At 72.9% G+C, this 17,719-nt stretch carries 19 protein-coding genes; 10 read left to right on the plus strand and 9 right to left on the minus strand.

What is annotated here, in order from left to right; translation table 11 throughout:
* Nucleotide 1: 1 nt before the first annotated feature.
* A complete protein-coding gene (mftF, locus tag C0R66_RS01960) occupies nt 2-1,504 on the plus strand; it encodes a mycofactocin biosynthesis glycosyltransferase MftF (protein WP_101523281.1) in 1,503 nt (500 codons plus the stop codon).
* On the opposite strand, the gene C0R66_RS01965 is transcribed toward mftF, so the two are convergent.
* Nucleotides 1,442-3,001, minus strand: a complete 1,560-nt coding sequence (locus tag C0R66_RS01965; RefSeq protein WP_101523282.1) for a non-homologous end-joining DNA ligase LigD — start codon at nt 2,999-3,001, stop codon at nt 1,442-1,444. The two genes, mftF and C0R66_RS01965, sit on opposite strands and share 63 nt — an antisense overlap.
* Before the next feature lie 75 nt (nt 3,002-3,076).
* Between C0R66_RS01965 and C0R66_RS01970 the strand changes: the two genes are divergently transcribed.
* The gene (locus C0R66_RS01970; protein WP_158647838.1) at nt 3,077-3,424 is read left to right on the plus strand and encodes a hypothetical protein; all 348 of its coding nucleotides are present in this window, start codon (nt 3,077-3,079) and stop codon (nt 3,422-3,424) included.
* 38 nt (nt 3,425-3,462) lie between these two features.
* Here the strand turns inward: C0R66_RS01970 and C0R66_RS01975 are convergent, their stop codons facing one another.
* The 7 genes from C0R66_RS01975 to C0R66_RS02000 form a co-directional block, all read right to left on the minus strand.
* Complete coding sequence (locus tag C0R66_RS01975) at nt 3,463-4,002, minus strand: hypothetical protein (RefSeq protein WP_101523284.1); 540 nt, start codon at nt 4,000-4,002, stop codon at nt 3,463-3,465.
* Nucleotides 4,003-4,161: 159 nt separating this feature from the next.
* Nucleotides 4,162-4,305: a hypothetical protein gene (locus tag C0R66_RS18865; protein ID WP_199286767.1), complete on the minus strand. Its 144-nt coding sequence runs from the start codon at nt 4,303-4,305 to the stop codon at nt 4,162-4,164.
* Nucleotides 4,306-4,461: 156 nt separating this feature from the next.
* A complete protein-coding gene (locus C0R66_RS01980) occupies nt 4,462-5,328 on the minus strand; it encodes an HpcH/HpaI aldolase/citrate lyase family protein (RefSeq protein WP_101523285.1) in 867 nt (288 codons plus the stop codon).
* Nucleotides 5,329-5,330: 2 nt separating this feature from the next.
* Nucleotides 5,331-6,407: an HpcH/HpaI aldolase/citrate lyase family protein gene (locus C0R66_RS01985; RefSeq protein ID WP_101523286.1), complete on the minus strand. Its 1,077-nt coding sequence runs from the start codon at nt 6,405-6,407 to the stop codon at nt 5,331-5,333.
* A gap of 61 nt (nt 6,408-6,468) precedes the next feature.
* The gene (locus C0R66_RS01990; RefSeq protein WP_101523287.1) at nt 6,469-7,056 is read right to left on the minus strand and encodes a DnaJ family domain-containing protein; all 588 of its coding nucleotides are present in this window, start codon (nt 7,054-7,056) and stop codon (nt 6,469-6,471) included.
* Nucleotides 7,057-7,104: 48 nt separating this feature from the next.
* Nucleotides 7,105-8,571 carry an MFS transporter gene (locus C0R66_RS01995; protein ID WP_101523288.1) on the minus strand — a complete coding sequence of 489 codons (1,467 nt, stop codon included), beginning with the start codon at nt 8,569-8,571 and terminating at the stop codon, nt 7,105-7,107.
* Nucleotides 8,571-9,932: a M20/M25/M40 family metallo-hydrolase gene (locus C0R66_RS02000; RefSeq protein ID WP_101523289.1), complete on the minus strand. Its 1,362-nt coding sequence runs from the start codon at nt 9,930-9,932 to the stop codon at nt 8,571-8,573. The genes C0R66_RS01995 and C0R66_RS02000 overlap by 1 nt, the downstream gene beginning before the upstream one ends.
* Nucleotides 9,933-10,065: 133 nt before the next feature.
* On the opposite strand from C0R66_RS02000, the gene C0R66_RS02005 reads away from it, so the two are divergent.
* Genes C0R66_RS02005 through mnhG form a run of 6 tightly spaced genes read left to right on the plus strand, consistent with a single transcriptional unit; the run spans nt 10,066 to nt 16,486 of the window.
* On the plus strand, nt 10,066-12,945 hold the full coding sequence (locus C0R66_RS02005) for a Na+/H+ antiporter subunit A (RefSeq protein ID WP_199286768.1): 2,880 nt from the start codon (nt 10,066-10,068) through the stop codon (nt 12,943-12,945).
* Entirely contained in the window at nt 12,942-13,469 is a 528-nt protein-coding gene (locus C0R66_RS02010) for a Na(+)/H(+) antiporter subunit C (RefSeq protein WP_101523290.1), read from the plus strand. Before C0R66_RS02005 ends, C0R66_RS02010 begins: the two co-directional genes overlap by 4 nt.
* Entirely contained in the window at nt 13,466-15,163 is a 1,698-nt protein-coding gene (locus tag C0R66_RS02015) for a Na+/H+ antiporter subunit D (protein WP_101523291.1), read from the plus strand. The genes C0R66_RS02010 and C0R66_RS02015 overlap by 4 nt, the downstream gene beginning before the upstream one ends.
* The gene (locus C0R66_RS02020; protein ID WP_101523292.1) at nt 15,160-15,753 is read left to right on the plus strand and encodes a Na+/H+ antiporter subunit E; all 594 of its coding nucleotides are present in this window, start codon (nt 15,160-15,162) and stop codon (nt 15,751-15,753) included. Before C0R66_RS02015 ends, C0R66_RS02020 begins: the two co-directional genes overlap by 4 nt.
* Nucleotides 15,750-16,121 (plus strand): MrpF/PhaF family protein, encoded by a 372-nt coding sequence (locus tag C0R66_RS02025; RefSeq protein ID WP_101523293.1) that lies wholly within the window; start codon nt 15,750-15,752, stop codon nt 16,119-16,121. The genes C0R66_RS02020 and C0R66_RS02025 overlap by 4 nt, the downstream gene beginning before the upstream one ends.
* Nucleotides 16,118-16,486 carry a monovalent cation/H(+) antiporter subunit G gene (gene mnhG / locus C0R66_RS02030; RefSeq protein WP_101523294.1) on the plus strand — a complete coding sequence of 123 codons (369 nt, stop codon included), beginning with the start codon at nt 16,118-16,120 and terminating at the stop codon, nt 16,484-16,486. The genes C0R66_RS02025 and mnhG overlap by 4 nt, the downstream gene beginning before the upstream one ends.
* Here mnhG and C0R66_RS02035 read toward each other — a convergent pair.
* Nucleotides 16,440-17,090, minus strand: coding sequence for a nitroreductase family protein (locus C0R66_RS02035; RefSeq protein ID WP_101523295.1), 651 nt, complete (start codon nt 17,088-17,090; stop codon nt 16,440-16,442). The two genes, mnhG and C0R66_RS02035, sit on opposite strands and share 47 nt — an antisense overlap.
* Nucleotides 17,091-17,154: 64 nt before the next feature.
* Here C0R66_RS02035 and C0R66_RS02040 point away from each other — a divergent pair, with 64 nt between their 5' ends.
* Complete coding sequence (locus C0R66_RS02040; RefSeq protein ID WP_158647839.1) at nt 17,155-17,460, plus strand: hypothetical protein; 306 nt, start codon at nt 17,155-17,157, stop codon at nt 17,458-17,460.
* Between the two features lie 104 nt (nt 17,461-17,564).
* Nucleotides 17,565-17,717 carry a hypothetical protein gene (locus tag C0R66_RS18535; protein ID WP_158647840.1) on the plus strand — a complete coding sequence of 51 codons (153 nt, stop codon included), beginning with the start codon at nt 17,565-17,567 and terminating at the stop codon, nt 17,715-17,717.
* Nucleotides 17,718-17,719 lie beyond the last annotated feature (2 nt).

Below are 17,719 nucleotides of genomic sequence, written 5' to 3' on the forward strand. Positions count from 1 at the left end.
GGTGACGTCGTTGCAGGCTCCCGCCCCCGCGCGCGTCCTCCCGGCCGGGTTCGTGGTCGAGCTGGACCCGGCGGCGCTGGTCCTCGACCGGGGGCGCCTGCTGGTCGGCGGCTCACCGCTCACCGTCATGCGTCTCGCCGACGCGGCGCGGGCCCGGCTCGTCGGCGACCGGCTGGTCGTCACGGACGCCGCCTCCGCGGAGGTCGCGGAGCGGCTGCTGGCCACCAACCTCGCCCGTCCGGTGCCCGACGCCTCGGCCGAGGTGGCGGTCGAGGACCTCACCGTGGTGGTGCCGGTGCGTGACCGCCCCGCCCAGCTGGACCGGTGCCTGACCGCGCTGGGTCCGCTGTCGGTCGTCGTGGTCGACGACGCCTCCCGGGACCCGGCCGCCGTGGCCGCCGTCGCGCGCAGGCACGGGGCCGCCGTCGTCGCCCTGGAGACCAACCTCGGACCCGCCGGCGCCCGCAACGCCGGGCTGGCGCAGGTCACCACCCCGGTGGTCGCCTTCGTCGACTCCGACGTCCAGGCCTCGGCGGCCGACCTGCTGCGGCTCTCGCGTCACCTCGCGGACCCGACCGTGGCGATGGTCGGGCCCCGGGTGGCCGGCCACGTCCCGCGTGCCGACCCCCGGTGGTTCGAGCGCTACGACGCGGCCGCCTCGTCGCTGAGCCTGGGCCCCAAGCCGTACGCGGTGCGCCCCGGCGCCGGGGTCGCCTGGCTGCCCAGCGCCTGCCTGGTCGCCCGCACCGACCACCTCGGGGCCGGCTTCGACACCGACCTGCGCGTCGGCGAGGACGTCGACCTGGTGTGGCGGCTGGTCGGCGCCGGCAGGCGGGTGCGCTACGAACCGGCGGTCACCGTGCGGCACGACGTACGTCCCACGGTTCGCGGCTGGCTCGGTCGCAAGGTGCTCTACGGGTCCGGCGGCGCCGGCCTGGCCCAGCGGCACGGTGCCCACGTGGCGCCGGCCGTGCTCTCGCCCACCCTGGCGCTGGCCGGAGCCGCGGCGCTGCTGCGCAGCAGGTGGTCGCTGCCGGTGCTGGGCGCCGCAGCCGTGCACGCGAGCGTCTCGGTGGCCCGGGCGCTGCCCGCGGACGTGCCGCTCGGCACGCGGGCCCGGGTGTCGGGGACGCTGGCGGTCAAGGGAGTGGGCTGGTCGGTCCGCCAGGAGTCCGCGCTCCTGCTCCGGCACTGGTGGCCGCTCGGCGCGCTGGCCTGCTGCTTCGCCCCCGGTCGGCGTGCGGTGGCCACCGCCCTGGTCGTGGACTCGGTGGTCGCGGCCACCGAGCACCGCGACGCCGACCTGGACCTGGCGACGCTGGTGCTGGGGCGTCGCCTCGACGACCTCGCCTACGGCACCGGTCTGTGGTGGGGCGCGGTGCGGGGGCGCTCGCCGGCGGCCCTGCGGCCGCGTCGACCCGGGGCCTCCCGGGCGCCCCGCTCAGGTCAGCTCCGGAAGCTCCTGCGCCGCGCCCAGCAGCACCCGGAACGGGTCGCCGACTGACTCCAGCCGGTCGAGCACCGTCCGGATGGTCCAGCGGTCCGGACGCAGCTCGGGGTCGTCCAGCTCGTCCCAGCCGATCGGCACCGACACCGGGGCTCCGGCCGCCGGCCGCGGCGAGTACGGCGCCACCAGGGTCTTGTTGATCGCGTTCTGGGTGTAGTCGAGCCGGGCCAGGCCGCCGCGGGCCTTGACCTCCCACTTCCAGCTCACCAGCTCGGGCACCACCTTGCCGACGGTGCGTGAGATTCCCTCCACCCAGGCGCGGGTGTCGTCGAAGGTGTAGCCCGGCACCACCGGCACCCAGATCTGGATCCCGCGCTGCCCGGTCACCTTCGCGCCGGCCGTGACGTCCAGGTGCTCCAGTGCGGTGCGGTGCAGCCGGGCCAGCACCAGCAGCTCCTCCCAGGTGGTCCGCTCGCCGGGGTCCAGGTCGATCAGGGCGTACGTCGGCTCGTGGGGTGCGTGGGCCGTGGAGGTCCACGGGTGCCACTCCAGGGCCCCGAAGTTGGCCATCCACACCAGGGCCGCGGGTTCGTCGGGCACCACGTACGTCGGGGTCTCGCCCTCGCCGGCGTCCGGGTTGTCCCAGGCGCCCAGCCACGCGGGCGCGTGCGCGGGGCGCTGCTTGTGCCAGAAGCCCTTCGACCCGGCCCCGTCGGGAAAGCGGTGCAGGTTCACCGGGCGACCCCGCAGGTAGGGCAGCGAGGTCGGCGCGATCCGGGCCGCGTAGGCGAGGAGCTCGCGCTTGGTGACGGGCGGGTCGCCGGGAAACAGCACCTTGTCGAGGTTGGTGACCTTGAGGCGGCGCCCGAAGACCTCCCAGGTGCCGTGGGTGCCCAGGGCTGCCAGCTCGTCGATCGCCTCGGTGGGCAGCGGCTCGGGGACCAGGGAGACGCTCGCCCGGTCCGCCGGCGCGTCCGAGCGCCAGAGCCGGTCCGGGTCGGCCTTGACCTCCTCGTTGGTGCGGCCGCTGAGCACCGATCTCAGGTGGTCCTCGGGGTCCCAGCCGGTGACCGCGTGCTCGTCGTGCTTGTGCAGCAGCATCCACTGCTGGTCGTCGCTGCCCCGGCGCACCAGCACCAGCCGCCCCTGCAGCTTCTCCCCGTGCATCTCGACGTGCAGCTCCCCGGCCGCGACCGCGGCCGCCGGGTCGTCGGTGTGCACCGGCTCGTAGGTGCCGGTGTCCCAGACGATGACGTCGCCGCCGCCGTACTCCCGCGACGGGATGACCCCCTCGAAGAGCAGGTACTCCACCGGGTGGTCCTCGACGTGGACGGCCAGGCGCCGGGCCGCCGGGTCCAGGGTGGGGCCCTTGGGCACCGCCCAGCTGACCAGGACCCCGTCGATCTCGAAGCGCAGGTCGTAGTGCAACCGGCTGGCCCGGTGGCGCTGGACCACGAACCGCGCCCCGTCCGAGGCCGGTACGGCGGCCCCGGCGGGTTCCGGCGTCCGGGCGAAGTCGCGCATCCGGCGGTACTCCGACAGCGGCGCGCTCATGCCTGGCCGGTGCCCAGTCGGGGCCCCGCTCATGCCGCCGTTGTCGGCGGGGACGGGCAGGATGAGGGTGTGAGCATGATGATCAGGCCCCCGCACTCGGTGCTCCTCGTGGTGGGGCGGGAGGACTTCGCGCCTCCGACGACCTTCGGGGGCGCCACCTGTGTGGCGACGCCGGACTGCGTGGCCGTGGCGGTCATCGACGTGACCCAGTCCCCGACGCGGATCGCGCTGTCGCCCTCACCGGGGCACGACCTGCGCAAGCTGGGGGAGTTCTGGATCGAGTCCGAGGGCCTGGTGTCGATCCGCGACATCTTCGGCCGGGAGCACGACACGATGGGGGTACCGCCCGGGCTGACCCTGGTCACCATCTGGGGCGACCGCGATGATGCGCCCCGAGACGTGGCGGTGCAGATCACCCGCTGACCACGCCGGGTGTCGACGTGGTCGGCGGGTGAGCGAGGTCAGGCGCGGTGCTGGGGCGAGCCGGGGTCGGTGTCCGTCCCGGTGGTGCCCGTGGTGTCGCTGGTGCTCGTCGTCTCGGTGGTCCCGCCGCCCGAGGTCGTGGTCGTCGCCTCGGTGGTGCTCCGCTCGGTCACCGTCTGGTCGGTGCTGGTCCGGTCGGCGCCCGGGGTGTAGCCGCCGGAGGTGTGGTCGACGTCGGGGTCGATCCGGTCCGCCTCGCGGAGCTTGTCCTCGTAGCGGGCCTCCTGCTGCTGGTAGTCGGTCTGCGCGACCTGCGCCCGCTCCTCGGCCCTTTCCGCCTCGCGGCGCAGCTTCTCGGCGCGGACCTCCTCCTCCTTGGCGCGCAGCTCGGCGTCCGGGAGGACGGCCGCGTGCTGGTCGGCGTGCTGACGCAGCTCGCTGGCGCGCTCGGTGCGCTCGCGCAGCTCCTGCTCCTGCTTCTGCTTCTTCCGCTTGCTGAGCAGCCAGGCCGCGAGGCCGGCGAGCAGCAGGAGCACCACGACGGCGACGACGATCCAGGTGACCTCTTCATTGTCCATTCCGGTGATGTACCCCTGCGGGGGCAGCCATAACCCTGTGCCTGCCGGCCCGCCCGCTGAGCGACCGGCCGTCGAGGGGCCGGGCATGACGAAGGCCCCCAGCGATGTCGCTGGGGGCCTTCGTCAAAGCGGTGCTACACGGTGCTCAGGTTGGTTCGACTACCAGACCCGGCGGGAGTTCCCGCCGATCGGGACGAAGTTCAGGATCAGACCAACGACCAGCAGGATGCCGCCGATGGTGGTGAGGACAGAGATGCCGGCAACGAGGCCGACGATGAGCAGAATCAGGCCGAGGACGACCATGGTTCCCTCCTTCGTCATGGTCCGCGGGGTCACGGACGGTTAATGGTTGGTTACCCCGCGTCCTTGAGGCTTAAACATCTTTCCTGAGTTTTTTGTGAATTCTTCGGATTTTCCCAGATCCAGGTGCTAGCGACTTGCTGTCACCATGGTGTCCGCTCAGCCCTGCAACGCCTCGATCGCCTCGTGGATCGTCAGGGTGCGAGTGGCGGACTCCACGTGCAGGTTCTCCACCATCCGGCCGTTGTAGGTCACCACCCCGCTGCCCTTGCCATCCTCGAAGGCCTGGATCAGCCCGCGGGCGTCGGCCACCGCCTCGGCCGACGGGGCGAAGGCGGTGTTGGCGCCCTCGACCTGTCCGGGGTGGATCAGCGTCTTGCCGTCGAAGCCCAGCTGCCGGCCCTGCTCGCACTCGGCGAGGAAGCCCTCGGTGTCCTTGACGTTGTTGTAGACGCCGTCGATCACCGCGATCCCGGCGGCCCGGCCGGCCAGCAGCACGGTGTGCAGGCTGGGCAGGATCGGGGCGCGACCGGGCACGTGCTCGGCGTACAGCTCCTTGACCAGGTCGTTGGTGCCCAGCACGAAGGCGGTCAGCCGCTCCGAGGCCCGGGCGATCGAGAGCACGTCGAGGATTGCCACCGGCGTCTCGACCATCGCCCACAGCTTGGTGTGCTCCGGTGCGCCTGCGGCCTCCATCGCCGCGACCAGCCCACGCACCTCCTCGGCGCTGTTGACCTTGGGCACCACGATGGCGGCCGGCCCGGCCTTGCTCGCGGCCGCGATGTCGGCGTCGTGCCACTCGGTGCCGATCCCGTTGACCCGGATCGTCACCGTGCGGCGGCCGTAGTCGCCCGAGGCCACCGCGGCGCAGGCCGCGTCCCGGGCTGCCGGCTTGGCGTCGGGTGCGACGGCGTCCTCGAGGTCCAGGATGAGCGCGTCGCAGACGATGGACTTGGCCTTCTCCAGCGCCCGCTCGTTGGAGCTGGGCATGTAGAGCACCGAGCGCAGGGGAGTGAACTCGCTCATGGTCAGGCCACCTCGATCGCGTCGTAGGACTTCTTGAGCTCAGGGTCGATGGCGGCCAGCTCCTCGGCGAGGGCGACCATCACCTGGCACTGCTTCACCGAGGCGTCGTCCTCCATCTTGCCGTCCAGCATCACCGCGCCGGTGCCGTCGCCCATCGCGGCGATCACCCGGCGGGCGTGGGTCACGTCCTCGACGCTGGGGGAGAAGACCCGGTTGGCGATGGCGATCTGCTTCGGGTGCAGGCTCCACGCGCCCACGCAGCCCAGCAGGAAGGCGTTGCGGAACTGGTCCTCGCAGGCCGTGACGTCGGTGATGTCGCCGAACGGGCCGTAGTAGGGGTAGATGCCGTGCATCGCGCAGGCGTCGACCATCCGCGCGATCGTGTAGTGCCACAGGTCCTGCTGGTACGTCGTCCGCTCGGCGTCGTACTGCGTCTCGCCGGAGGCGTTCTTCGGGGCGTCGGCGCGCACCAGGTAGCCCGGGTGCCCGCCGCCGACGCGGGTGGTCTTCATCCGCCGGTCCGCGGCCAGGTCGGCCGGGCCCAGCGAGAGGCCCTGCATCCGCGGCGAGGCGGCGCAGATCTCCTCGATGTTGGCCACGCCGCGCGCGGTCTCCAGGATCGCGTGGATCAGGATCGGCCGGGTCAGCCCGGCCTTGGCCTCGAGCTGGGCCAGGATCCGGTCGACGTAGTGGATGTCCTCGGCCCCCTGGACCTTGGGCACCATGATGACGTCGAGCTTGTCCCCGATGGCCGGCACCAGCGTGGTCAGGTCGTCGAGCACCCACGGGCTGTCCAGGGAGTTGATGCGGGTCCAGAACTGGGTGGGCCCGAAGTCCGTCTCCTGACCGATCTTCACCAGGCCGGCGCGAGCCGTCTCCTTGTTCTCGGCCTTGACAGCATCCTCGAGGTTGCCCAGGAGCACGTCGACCTTGCCAACCATGTCGGGGACCTTGGCGGCCATCTTGGGGTTGCCCGGATCGAAGAAGTGGATCGCCCGGCTGGGGCGAGCGGGCACCTCGCGCACCGGCGCGGGGGCGCCGACGGCGAGCGGGGCGAAGAAGTCCTTGGCAGAGCGCATGGGCCGGAATTTAACAGCGCGGCAGCCCGGCTCCCCATCGTGGCCGCGCCGGTGGACCGCCTCAGGCCTGCTCGGGTCGCCGCCGGCGGCCCGGCCACCAACGCCGGGACCGCGGCTGCTGCGCCGCCCGGAGCGCGGCCAGGGCCTGGCGCTGGGCCTCGCGCCGCGCCGTACGCCGCTCGCGCCAGCGCTCGACCTCGAGGTCGGGGTCGCGGGGCCGGGTGATCATCGGCGGGCCGGGCATCGGCCCCGCGGGCGGGGTGTAGAGCGCGGTCCGGACGGCCGCGTTGAACTCGGCGACCCGCTGCCGCACGCCCTCCTCGGTCGTCACCCGGTCGAGCTGGTCGTCGAGCTCGGCGTCCTCGCGCCGGATCGCCAGGGCGGGCGGCAGCACCGAGATCTGCTCCCGCTCCACCAGCTTCTTGACCCACCAGTCCGGGTCGTGCTCGGCACCGAGGTCCGAGATCGGTCTCCCGGCCCCGGGCAGGTCGGCGAAGTCGCCGCGCTGCACTGCCTGCTGGATCTGCAGCTCGACCCACGAGCCCTGGTTGGCGATCCGCTGCTCGGCGGCGTCCCGGCCGGTGCGCCGGTCCCGAGCCCGGGCAGGCCGCGGAGGCCGCTCCGGTCCGCGCGGTTCGGAGTCCGTCATCACCCACCTCCTGCCGCGTCCAGCGTACGGAACCGGAGAAGGCCGGGCTCAGATGCCGGGCAGCACCTCGGTGGAGTCCGAGGGGTGCTCGAACACGTGCTTGGGGGCCAGCAGCAGCCCGCAGGCGGCCAGCACGGCGGCCAGCGAGCAGACCGACCACACCGTCAGGTAGCCCAGCAGGGGCGCGGCTCCGGCCTGCGGCTCGGCGAGGGAGCCGGTGGAGGCGAGCGCGATGGCGAAGATCGAGGAGGCGATGGCCCCGCCGACGGTCTTGGTCGCGTTCGTCATCCCGGTGGCGAAGCCGGTGCGCTCGGGTGGTGCCGCGGCGGCGGCCGCCGCCGGCAGGGCGGCGACCAGGGCGCCGGAGCCGAGGCCCGCCACCCCCATGTTGACCATGGCCTGCACCGTGGTGTCGTGGAAGGGCAGCCACAGCGCGTAGCCCAGGGCCACCAGCACCGCCCCCAGGACCAGGGCGTTGTGGGCGCCGAACCAGCGTGAGGTGAGCGGCAGGGTGAAGGCGCCCACTGCCAGGCTCACCACGTAGAGGCCGATCAGGGTGGAGACGAAGCCGGCGTCGGCGCCCAGTCCGTAGCCGACGACGTCGGGGTCGGTGCGCGCGAAGGTGGACATCGGGATCTGTGCCCCCAGCACGGAGAAGCCGAAGAGGAAGGCGGTCAGCTGGATCGGCCACTGCGCCGCGGTGGCGAGCAGCCGCACGTCGACCAGCGGCTCGGCGAGGCGGGCCGAGTGCCGCCAGAACGGGACCAGCACCAGCACACCGGCCAGGATCAGCAGCCACGCCAGGAACGAGCCGGGCCCCTCCAGCCGGATGACCATCAGCCCCGCCATCGCCAGGCCGAGGGCGGTGGTGATGAGAGCGAAGCCGCGCCAGTCGATGCCGCCGCGGCCGGTGCCGGGCAGGTCCTCGATGCCGAGCCAGATGATGCCGAGGCAGGCCGTCACCACGATGGCCGGCAGCGAGAGCAGCGCCGGCATCGACCAGGACTCGACCAGGGCGCCGCTGGTCAGGGCGCCGATGATGACGCTCAGCTCCAGGGCCCCCACCAGGATGCCCGCCGCGCGCCGGGTGAGCTGCGCCTGGCGACCGGAGTCGGCGGTGCGGCGGTAGACGATCGCGACCTCGATGGGCAGCCACACGACGTAGGCGCCCTGCAGTGCCCAGCCGATGAGGAAGGTGGTGAAGGAGGGAGCCAGTACCAGGATCCAGGAGCCGATCGCGGTGACGGCCGTGGAGAGCAGCAGCACCTTCTTGTGCCCGACCAGGTCGGCCAGCCGCGCCAGCAGCGGCACGCAGAGGGCCGAGACGATCAGCTGCGCGGCCTCGAACCAGTTGACGTCGGCGTCGCCGATCGACAGGTGCTCGGCGATGTCGGTGAAGATCGGGGTGTAGAAGCCCTGGAGGATGCCGCTGGCGAACTCCACCGCCACCAGAAAGCCCACCACCAGGGTGAGGCTGTGGGCGGTGGAGGGCCTCGCGTCGCTGGCTTGACTCATCAGCGGATCCTCTCGATCAGGGTGGTGTACCAGCGCACGCCGTCGACCAGGTCGTCCAGGCCGATGCGCTCGTCGAAGGAGTGGATCGACTCCCGCTGCGCCTTGCTCATCCGGAACGGGGCGAAGCGGTAGACGCGCTCGCAGATCTCGGTGAAGTGCCGGCTGTCGGTGGCGGCCATCATCACGTACGGCGACGCCACCGCATCGGGGAAGACCTCGGCGATCGTGGCCTCCAGCAGGGCGAACGCCGGGTCGTCGAGGAAGGGCGAGATCGGGCTGGGCTCGCCGGACTCGATGACGTCGATGTGCACGTGCTCGTCGTCGACGGCCCTGCGCAGGTGGGACAGCACCCCGGCCACGGTGTCGCCGACCATGATCCGCACGTTGACGCCGGCCCGGGCCTGCGCCGCGATCACGTTGAGCGCCGGCGAGCCGGACAAGGTGGTGACCGCGGCCGTGGTCCGGGTCATCGCCGCGGACTCGGGGCCGGCGGCCACCAGCGCCCGGGTCAGGACGGGGGCGATCCGCGAGCCGTGGGCCATCACCGGTCGCAGCGCCCGCGGGGCGTGCGGGGCGAGCCGGCGCAGCAGCTCCACGGTGGGGGCGGGCAGGCTCGCGGCGAACGGCGTCCGCTCCAGCCGCATGATGGCTCGGGCTATCCGGGCCGTGGGCCCCATCCGGGCCGGGGTCGAGGCGTGGCCGCCGCGGCCCTCGGCGCGCAGCTCGACGGAGGTGACGCCCTTCTCGGTGACGCCGACGACCGCGACCGGCGTGGTGACGCCGGGGAACGCGCCGGAGGCGACCGCGCCGCCCTCGTCGACCACGAACCACGGGTGCACGCCGCGCTCGGTGAGCACCCGGACGGCCTCCTGGGCGGTGGCGCCCATCACCTCCTCGTCGCAGCCGAAGGAGAGCCAGAGGTCCTGGGCGGGGGTGAAGCCGCGTTCCAGCAGGGTCTCCACCGCCTCGCAGATCCCCACCACGCAGCCCTTGTCGTCCAGGGTGCCGCGGCCCCAGAGCTGGCCGTCGGCGATGACCCCGTCGAAGGCCGGGTGGGTCCAGGTCCCCTCCACAGGTACGACGTCCAGGTGGGCCATCAGCACCACCGGCCGCGCGTCGTCGGCTCCGGCCCAGCGGAAGAGCAGGCCGTGCGAGCCGACGCGGGTGAGCTCGAGCCGCTGGTGCAGCAGCGGGAACTGGCGCTCCAGCTCGACCAGCAGGGCGTCGAAGGCCGCGACGTCGACCAGCGCCGGGTCGCGGTCGGAGACGGTGGGCAGGCGGACCAGGGCCTGCAGCTTGGAGACCGCCCGGTGTGGGGCGGGCCGGGCGGGGCCGGCGGTGTCCGGTGCGGCGTGATCCATGGAGGGACCCTAGAGGGGCCACGCTCTGGCGTCGTCCGTGGTCCGCACCGTCACGTAGAATGGCCCCCGCAGCACCGACCACGACCAGACCATCAGGCCCTGTCTCCCCGGCAGGGCGCCCAGGGGCCTCTTCTTGCTGATCTTGCTCGCCGCGCTCTTCGGCTTGGCCGCGGTGTGCCCGTGGCTGGTCCAGGCGATGGGTCGACGGGCGTTCCTGCCCGTGGCCGTCGTACCGCTGGCGGGGACGGCCTGGCTGGCCACCCAGGTCACTGCCGTCGCCGACGGCGAGGTGCTCACCGAGGTGCACCCCTGGGTGGGGAGCATCGGCGTCGACCTGGCGTTCGCCCTGGGACCCCTGCAGTGGCTGATGGCCGTCATCGTGCTGGGGATCGGCAGCGTGGTGCTGGCCTACTGCGCCTGGTACTTCCACGACGACAGCCTGGGGGTGCCCCGCTTCGCGGCCGTGCTGGTTGCCTTCGTCGCCGCGATGCTCGGCCTGGTGCTGGCCGACGACCTGCTGCTGACCTACGTCTTCTGGGAGCTGACCACGGTCTTCTCCTTCCTGCTCATCGGGCACGACCCGGCCCGGCGCAGCAGCCGCCAGGCGGCGATCCAGGCGCTGGTGGTCACCACGCTGGGCGGGCTGGCGATGCTCGTCGGCATGCTGGTGCTGGGCCAGAGCGCCGGCACCTACCGGACCAGCGAGATCCTGGCCGACCCCCCGGGCGGCGTCGCGGTCGTGGTCGCGGTGCAGCTGCTGCTGGTCGGCGCGATCAGCAAGTCGGCCCTGGTGCCGTTCCACTTCTGGCTGCCCGCCGCGATGGCCGCGCCGACCCCGGTCAGCGCGTACCTGCACGCCGCGTCGATGGTGAAGGCCGGGGTCTTCCTGGTCGCGCTGATGGCGCCGGCGTTCGGCGACGTCGCCGGCTTCCGGGAGGTCCTGGTCGCCCTGGGCCTGGTGACGATGCTGCTCGGCGGCCTGCGGGCGCTGCGCCAGCACGACCTCAAGCTGCTGCTGGCCTACGGCACCGTGAGTCAGCTCGGGTTCCTGATGCTGGTCCTGGGGCTCGGCACCCGGAGCGCGATGCTGGCCGGGCTCGGGCTGCTGCTGGCCCACGCGCTGTTCAAGGCCACCCTGTTCCTGGTGGTCGGGATCATCGACCGCACCACCGGGACCCGCGACCTGCGCCGGCTCACCGGGCTGCGTCGCCGGATGCCGTGGGTGACCGGCGCCGCCGTGGTGGCCGCCGCGTCGATGGCCGGGCTGCCGCCGCTGCTGGGCTACGTGGCCAAGGAGAGCGTCTTCGTCGCGCTCGTCGACGTCGCCCGCGAGGGCGACGGCACCGGCCTGGGCGGACCGCTCGGCTGGGTGGTGCTGGTCGGGGTGGTGCTGGGCTCCGCGCTGACCGTGGCCTACTCGGCCCGCTTCGTCTGGGGCGCCTTCGCCGACCGCGACGTCGAGGAGAAGCTGACGGTGCGCCGGGTCCCCCCGGGCTTCGTCGCCGGCCCGGTGCTGCTGGCCGCCCTGACGGTGCTGCTGGCGTTCTTCGCCCACCCGATCACCGAGCTCCTCGCTCCGTACGTCGACCTGTTGCCGCCCGGCGTGCACCACGCCGAGCTGGCGCTGTGGCACGGCGTGGGACTGCCGCTGGCCTGCACGGCGGTGGCGGTGCTGCTGGGCCTGGCCCTGCACCTGGCCCGTGGGCCGTTCGCGCACCTCCAGGCCGGCTTCGCCCACGACCTCAGCCTCGACCGCGCCTACCGGGGCGGGATGCGGCTGCTGGACCGCACCGCCGTCGAGGTCACCGCGGTCGTGCAGCGGGGCTCCGCGGCGGCGTACCTGGGGATCATCCTGGTGGTGGTCATCGTGGCTCCCGGCTCGACGCTGATCGGCGCCTGGGACGACATGCGCGTGCGTGCCTGGGACACTCCGGCCCAGGCCGTGATCGGCGTGGTCATCGTGGCCGCGGCGCTGATGGCGGCCCGGTCCCGGCGGCGGCTGCGCGCGGTGCTGCTCGCCGGCGCCACCGGCTACGGCACCGCGGTCCTGTTCGTGCTGCACGGCGCCCCCGACCTCGCCCTGACCCAGGTGCTGGTGGAGACCCTCACCGTCGTGGTCTTCGTGCTCGCGCTGCGCCGCCTGCCGGAGTACTTCTCCGACCGGCCGCTGACCCGGCAGCGCTTCTGGCGGATGGCGCTCGGCGCCGGCGTCGGGCTGGTCGCCGCCGGCTTCATGATCGTCGGCTCCGGGGCGCGCGTGGCCGAGCCGGTCTCCGCCGTCCTGCCCGAGCTGGCGGTCGACTACGGCGGCGGCAAGAACATCGTCAACGTCATCCTGGTCGACGTCCGGGCCTGGGACACCCTCGGGGAGATCTCGGTGCTGGTGGCTGCGGCGACCGGGGTGGCCAGCCTGATCTTCATCGACGCTCGGGGCGCCGGCATCCGGCGCGTGCACGAGATCCGCTACCCGGCGGCGGTGCAGAAGCAGCCCACCGGGGGCGGTCGCCGGGTGTGGCTCGCGGCGCCGCGGACCCTGCCGCCGGAGAGCCGCTCGATCATCTTCGAGGTGATCACCCGACTGATCTTCCACACCATCATCGTGTTCTCCGTCTACCTGCTGCTGGCCGGCCACAACGCTCCCGGCGGCGGGTTCGCGGCCGGGATGGCGGCCGGACTGGCCCTGGTCATCCGCTACCTGGCCGGGGGCCGCTACGAGCTGGACGAGGCCGCGCCCGTGGACGCGGGCCGACTGATCGGCGGCGGCCTCGCGGTCGCCGCGCTGGCGGCGCTGCTGCCGCTGGCCTTCGGCGGCGACGTGCTGCAGTCGGCCGTGGTCGACCTGCACCTGCCGCTGCTGGGCGACCTGCACCTGGTCACCTCGGTGCTCTTCGACGTGGGCGTCTACCTGGTGGTGATCGGGCTGGTCCTGGACCTGCTGCGGGCGCTGGGCTCCCAGATCGACCGCCAGGTGATCCGGGAACGCCGTACCGCCGAGGAGGCCCGACAGTCATGACCGACGTCAACCTGACCCTGGTGATCATCTCCTCGTCCCTGCTCGCCTGCGGCGTCTACCTGCTTCTGGAGCGCAGCCTGTCGCGGGTGCTGGTCGGCCTGGTGATGATGGGCAACGGGGTGAGCATCGCCTTCCTGGTGGCCGGTGGACCCACCGGTGACCCCCCGATCGCCGGCCGCGGAGACACCGCCGACATGGCCGACCCGCTGCCGCAGGCGATGGTGCTGACCGCCATCGTGATCACCCTGGCCACCACCGCCTTCGTCCTGGCCATGGCCTACCGCAGCTGGCAGCTCAACGGGCACGACGACGTCCAGGACGACGCCGAGGACGCCCTGATCCGACGGTTGGCCACCATGGACGTCACCTCCGACTCCTACGACGCCTCCTCCGACGAGGGAGACCCGGACCAGGAGCTCGCGAGCGACTTCGCCGAGGGCGAGCTCGCCGCCGAGCAGGCGGAGCAGGCAGAACAGGCAGCTCAGGCAGATCAGGCAGACGGCGAGCAGGAGACCCGCACATGAGCTGGCTCGTCCCCCTTCCCGTCGCCCTGCCGCTGCTGGGTGCCGGCCTGTCCCTGGTGCTGGCCCACCAGCCCCGCGCCCAGCGGTGGCTGAGCGCGGCAGTGCTGACCGCGATGGTGGTGGTGGCCGCGCTCCTGCTGGTGGCCGCCGACCGCGACGGGCCGCAGACGCTGTGGGTCGGCGGCTGGCCCGAGACCGTCGGCATCGTGCTCGTCGCGGACCGGCTCTCGGCGCTGATGCTGCTGGTCAGCGCGGTGGTGACGCTCGCGGTGCTGAGCTACTCCATCGGGCAGGGCATGGTCGAGGACGAGGAGGGCGCGCCGCTGTCGGTGTACCACCCGACGTTCCTGGTGCTGGTGGCCGGAGTGGCCAACGCCTTCCTGGCCGGCGACCTGTTCAACCTGTTCGTCAGCTTCGAGATGCTGCTCTTCTCCAGCTACGTGCTGCTCACCCTCGGCGGCACCATCACCCGGATCCGCGCCGGGACGATCTACGTGCTGGTCAACCTGCTCTCCTCCACCCTGTTCCTGATCTCCCTGGCCGTGGTCTATGCCGCCACGGGCACCCTCACGCTGGCGCACCTGGCCCAGCGGATCGCCGACCTGCCCGACCACGTCTCGCTGATGCTGCAGCTGCTGCTGCTGCTCACCACGTTCGCGATCAAGGCCGCGATCTTCCCGCTCTCCTTCTGGCTGCCCGACAGCTATCCCACCGCACCCGCCCCGGTCACCGCCGTCTTCGCCGGACTGCTCACCAAGGTCGGCGTCTACGCGATCCTGCGGATGCAGACGCTGCTGTTCCCCGACAGCCGGCTCACCGGCCTGCTGCTGTGGGCGGCCCTGTTCACCCTGGTCATCGGCATCCTGGGAGCCATCGCACAGTCGGACATCAAGCGGATGCTCTCCTTCACCCTGGTCAGCCACATCGGCTACCTGGTGCTCGGCATCGCGCTGGGCGGCGAGCTGGGCGTCGCGGCCACCATCTTCTACGTCGTGCACCACATCACCGTGCAGACCGCGCTCTTCCTGGTCATCGGGCTGGTGGAGCGGCGGGCGGGCAGCACCTCGCTGGTCCGGATCGGCGGGCTGGCCCGGCTCTCGCCGCTGGTGGCCGTGCTGTTCTTCATCCCCGCGATGAACCTGGCCGGGATCCCGCCCTTCTCCGGCTTCATCGGCAAGGTGGGACTGCTCCAGGCCGCCGAGGCCAACGGCAGCCCCCTGGCCTGGGTGCTGGTGGCCGCCGGGGTGCTGACCAGCCTGCTCACCCTGTACGCCGTGGCCAAGACCTGGGCGGTGGCGTTCTGGCGCACCCCGCTGGAGGCCCACGAGGCACTGGAGGCGATCGTCGAGGTCGACGCCGATCCGCTGCCCGGGCACGACACCGCGCCCGTGGCGCAGCACAAGGGGCACGTGCACACCGTCACCGGCACCATCTCGCGCCAGACGCTGGAGGACGCGCGCAGGCTCGCCGACGAGGGGGAGCCGGACCGCGACTTCTACGAGCTGATCGAGGCCGGTGACGACACCGAGCACATGCCGGCCAGCATGGTGCTGCCCGCCGCCGGGCTCGTCGCGGCCACGGTCGCGCTCACCGTCATCGCCGGGCCGCTGTACGCCCTGAGCGACCGCGCGGCCCACGACCTGCTGGACCGGTCGCCGTACATCGAGTCGGTGCTGGGAGGTGGACAGCCATGAGCCCGCAGCTGCGCACCCGGCGCGACGGCACCCGGCGACCCGCGCGCTACCGCGCGCTGCAGCCCGCCGCCCTGGTCTGGCTGACCCTAGTGTGGCTCGCGCTGTGGGGCGAGGTCTCGCCGATGCTGGTGGTCTCCGGCGTGCTGGTGGCCGTGCTGGCCTGCCTGGCCTTCCCGCTGCCCCCGATCGACTTCGGCTCCCGGGTGCGCCCGGCGCGCTTGGTCTACCTCCTCGCGCACTTCCTGGTCGACGTGGTCCGCGCCAGCATCGACGTGTCGCGGGTGGTGCTCCGGCGCCGCCCGGTGCGCAACGCGGTGGTGGCGGTCAACCTGGAGAGCTCCTCGGACTTCGTGCTCACCTCGGTGGCCGCGATGCTGTCCCTGGTGCCCGGCTCCATCGTGGTGGAGGCACGGCGCTCCACCCACACGCTCTTCCTGCACGTGCTCGACGTCCCGGACCCCGCGGCCGCCGAGGCGTTCCGCGCCCAGGCGCTGGCGGTCGAGCAGCGGTTCCTGGCCGCCTTCCCGCCCAAGGCGGCGGCTGCCGAGCAGGACGCGCTCGGCTCGGCGCAGGGCGGTGGTCGGCCATGACGGTCGTGCTCGTCGTCGCCGCGTCGCTGCTCGGGATCGCCTCGATCCTGCTGGTGGTGCGCCTGACCATCGGTCCCACGATCCTGGACCGCAGCATGGCGCTGGACGTGATGATGGCGGTGATGGTCTGCGCGGTCGCCCTGTGGTCGGCGCACACCGACGAGGTGGACCTGCTCCCGATGCTGCTGGTGCTCAGCACCGTGGGGTTCGTGGGCTCGGTCGGCATCGCCCGCTACGCCAGCGGCGTGGACGACGTGGAGGCGGAGCTGAGCGCCGAGGACCCGGTCAGCGACCGCTCCGCCCACGAGCGTGACCGGGCCAGCGACGGGGCCCGCTACGGGGCCGACGACAGGGATGGTGAGCGATGAGCTGGACCCTGCTGCTCGACCTGCTCTCGGCCGTCCTCCTGCTGTCCGGCTCGTTCTTCGCCCTGGTGGCCGCCATCGGCGTGGTGCGCCTGCCGGACCTGCTCAGCCGGATGCACGCGGCGACCAAGCCGCAGGTGATCGGGCTGATGCTGGTGGTCGTGGGGCTGGCGCTGCGGCTGCGCGAGCCCGCGGCCCTGGGCGTCCTGGCGCTGATCGTGGTGATGCAGATGGCCACCAGCGTCGTCTCGGGCCACATGGTGGGCCGGGCCTCGTTCCGGGCCGGGCAGGTGCGCGAGGACCTGCTGGTGGTCGACGAGCTCAGCGGGGAGTTCGACCAGGGCCAGGAGCCGCGCGGGGCGCCGTGAGCTGACCCCACCGGCCGTGGTGCACCACCTGGTCCGGGCCGCGTCGGGTGCGGCGCGCCGCCGAGCCGGTGGCGCCGTTCGGGGCCGGGTGCCCCACGGTGATCGCCCCGATCGGGGTGAGCTCGGCCGGCACCCCGAACTCCGTCCGGAACGCGGCCAGCCGGTCGGGCGGGATCCCGAAGAAGCACGCCCCCAGGCCTTCGTCCACGCACGTCTGCAGGATCAGCAGTGCCGCCATCCCGGTGTCGACGTGCCAGTAGGGGACGGGCCAGCGGGCCTCGTCGCGGTCGGTCCAGCCCTTGTCCGGCTCGGCGTAGCGGTCCAGGTAGGCCTCGCGGTTGCTCAGCGGGACGATCACCGCCGGCGCGGTCCGCATCCCGTCCAGCCAGGCGTTGCTGGCGTCGGGGTCCGGCGAGGTGGCCCGCCAGAAGCGCGTCACCTCCGCCGGCCCCTCCAGCCGCAGGAACGCCCAGCCCTGGGAGAAGCCCGCGCTGGGGGCCCGCACGGCGTGCTCGAGCATCCGGTCCAGGGCGCCCGGGTCGACGGGCTCGTCGGTGTAGCGGCGGACCATGTGGCGACGACGTACGACCTCGCGGAACTCCATGCGCCACATCCTGGCCCAGCCGCGCGCCGGCCCGGACGGCCGGTGTCGCTGGGAGACTGGATCGGTGAACATCGAGCAGATGTGGCAGGACGTGGCGACGGTGGGCCGGGTCGACGGGGGCGGCTATCGACGCCAGTCCTTCGCCGCCGCCGACCTGGAGCTGCGGCAGTGGTTCGCCGCGGCCGCCGCGGAGCGGGGGATGAGCTGCGAGGTCGACCCGTTCGGCAACCTCTCGGCCTGGTGGCGACCTGCCGGCCTGAAGGCGGGCCGGGCACGCCGACCTCGCCGACTGCCTGGTCGGCGTCCAGGCCCTCGCAGACACCCTGGCCCGGCTCGCGGTCTGAGGTGCCGCGCGGCCGCCCTGAGGTAGGGGGGCGCCCCGGGGTGCGGCACAGATAGGGCAGGCGCCCGATGTGAGCGGCTACCTCAGCGACCGACTCTCTTCTCATCAGTCATCGCGAGAAGGAGAGCATCATGGGCGGCATCGACTACTACACCCAGGCCGAGATCGACTACCGGCTGGAGCGAGCGCGCCGGGCCTGGCCCCGGAGTCGCCGCAGGGGCCGCCGCGCGGCGACCACCAGCCGGTGGCAGGGGCCCCTGCGGGGTGCCGAGGAGATGCGCTGAGC

The sequence above is a fragment of the Nocardioides houyundeii genome (assembly GCF_002865585.1).
GTDB classification, from domain to species: Bacteria; Actinomycetota; Actinomycetes; order Propionibacteriales; family Nocardioidaceae; genus Nocardioides; species Nocardioides houyundeii.

What these genes read in the sequence shown, in the direction of transcription:
- C0R66_RS01990 (WP_101523287.1), bottom strand. Translation starts at nt 7,056, where the DNA reads ATGACGGACTCCGAACCGCGCGGACCGGAGCGGCCTCCGCGGCCTGCC.
- C0R66_RS01970 (WP_158647838.1), top strand. Translation starts at nt 3,077, where the DNA reads ATGATGATCAGGCCCCCGCACTCGGTGCTCCTCGTGGTGGGGCGGGAG.
- mnhG (WP_101523294.1), top strand. Translation starts at nt 16,118, where the DNA reads ATGAGCTGGACCCTGCTGCTCGACCTGCTCTCGGCCGTCCTCCTGCTG.
- C0R66_RS01985 (WP_101523286.1), bottom strand. Translation starts at nt 6,407, where the DNA reads ATGCGCTCTGCCAAGGACTTCTTCGCCCCGCTCGCCGTCGGCGCCCCC.
- C0R66_RS18865 (WP_199286767.1), bottom strand. Translation starts at nt 4,305, where the DNA reads ATGGTCGTCCTCGGCCTGATTCTGCTCATCGTCGGCCTCGTTGCCGGC.
- C0R66_RS18535 (WP_158647840.1), top strand. Translation starts at nt 17,565, where the DNA reads ATGGGCGGCATCGACTACTACACCCAGGCCGAGATCGACTACCGGCTG.
- C0R66_RS01995 (WP_101523288.1), bottom strand. Translation starts at nt 8,571, where the DNA reads ATGAGTCAAGCCAGCGACGCGAGGCCCTCCACCGCCCACAGCCTCACC.
- C0R66_RS02010 (WP_101523290.1), top strand. Translation starts at nt 12,942, where the DNA reads ATGACCGACGTCAACCTGACCCTGGTGATCATCTCCTCGTCCCTGCTC.
- C0R66_RS01965 (WP_101523282.1), bottom strand. Translation starts at nt 3,001, where the DNA reads ATGAGCGCGCCGCTGTCGGAGTACCGCCGGATGCGCGACTTCGCCCGG.
- C0R66_RS02035 (WP_101523295.1), bottom strand. Translation starts at nt 17,090, where the DNA reads ATGGAGTTCCGCGAGGTCGTACGTCGTCGCCACATGGTCCGCCGCTAC.
- C0R66_RS01980 (WP_101523285.1), bottom strand. Translation starts at nt 5,328, where the DNA reads ATGAGCGAGTTCACTCCCCTGCGCTCGGTGCTCTACATGCCCAGCTCC.
- C0R66_RS01975 (WP_101523284.1), bottom strand. Translation starts at nt 4,002, where the DNA reads ATGGACAATGAAGAGGTCACCTGGATCGTCGTCGCCGTCGTGGTGCTC.
- C0R66_RS02015 (WP_101523291.1), top strand. Translation starts at nt 13,466, where the DNA reads ATGAGCTGGCTCGTCCCCCTTCCCGTCGCCCTGCCGCTGCTGGGTGCC.
- C0R66_RS02025 (WP_101523293.1), top strand. Translation starts at nt 15,750, where the DNA reads ATGACGGTCGTGCTCGTCGTCGCCGCGTCGCTGCTCGGGATCGCCTCG.
- C0R66_RS02020 (WP_101523292.1), top strand. Translation starts at nt 15,160, where the DNA reads ATGAGCCCGCAGCTGCGCACCCGGCGCGACGGCACCCGGCGACCCGCG.
- C0R66_RS02000 (WP_101523289.1), bottom strand. Translation starts at nt 9,932, where the DNA reads ATGGATCACGCCGCACCGGACACCGCCGGCCCCGCCCGGCCCGCCCCA.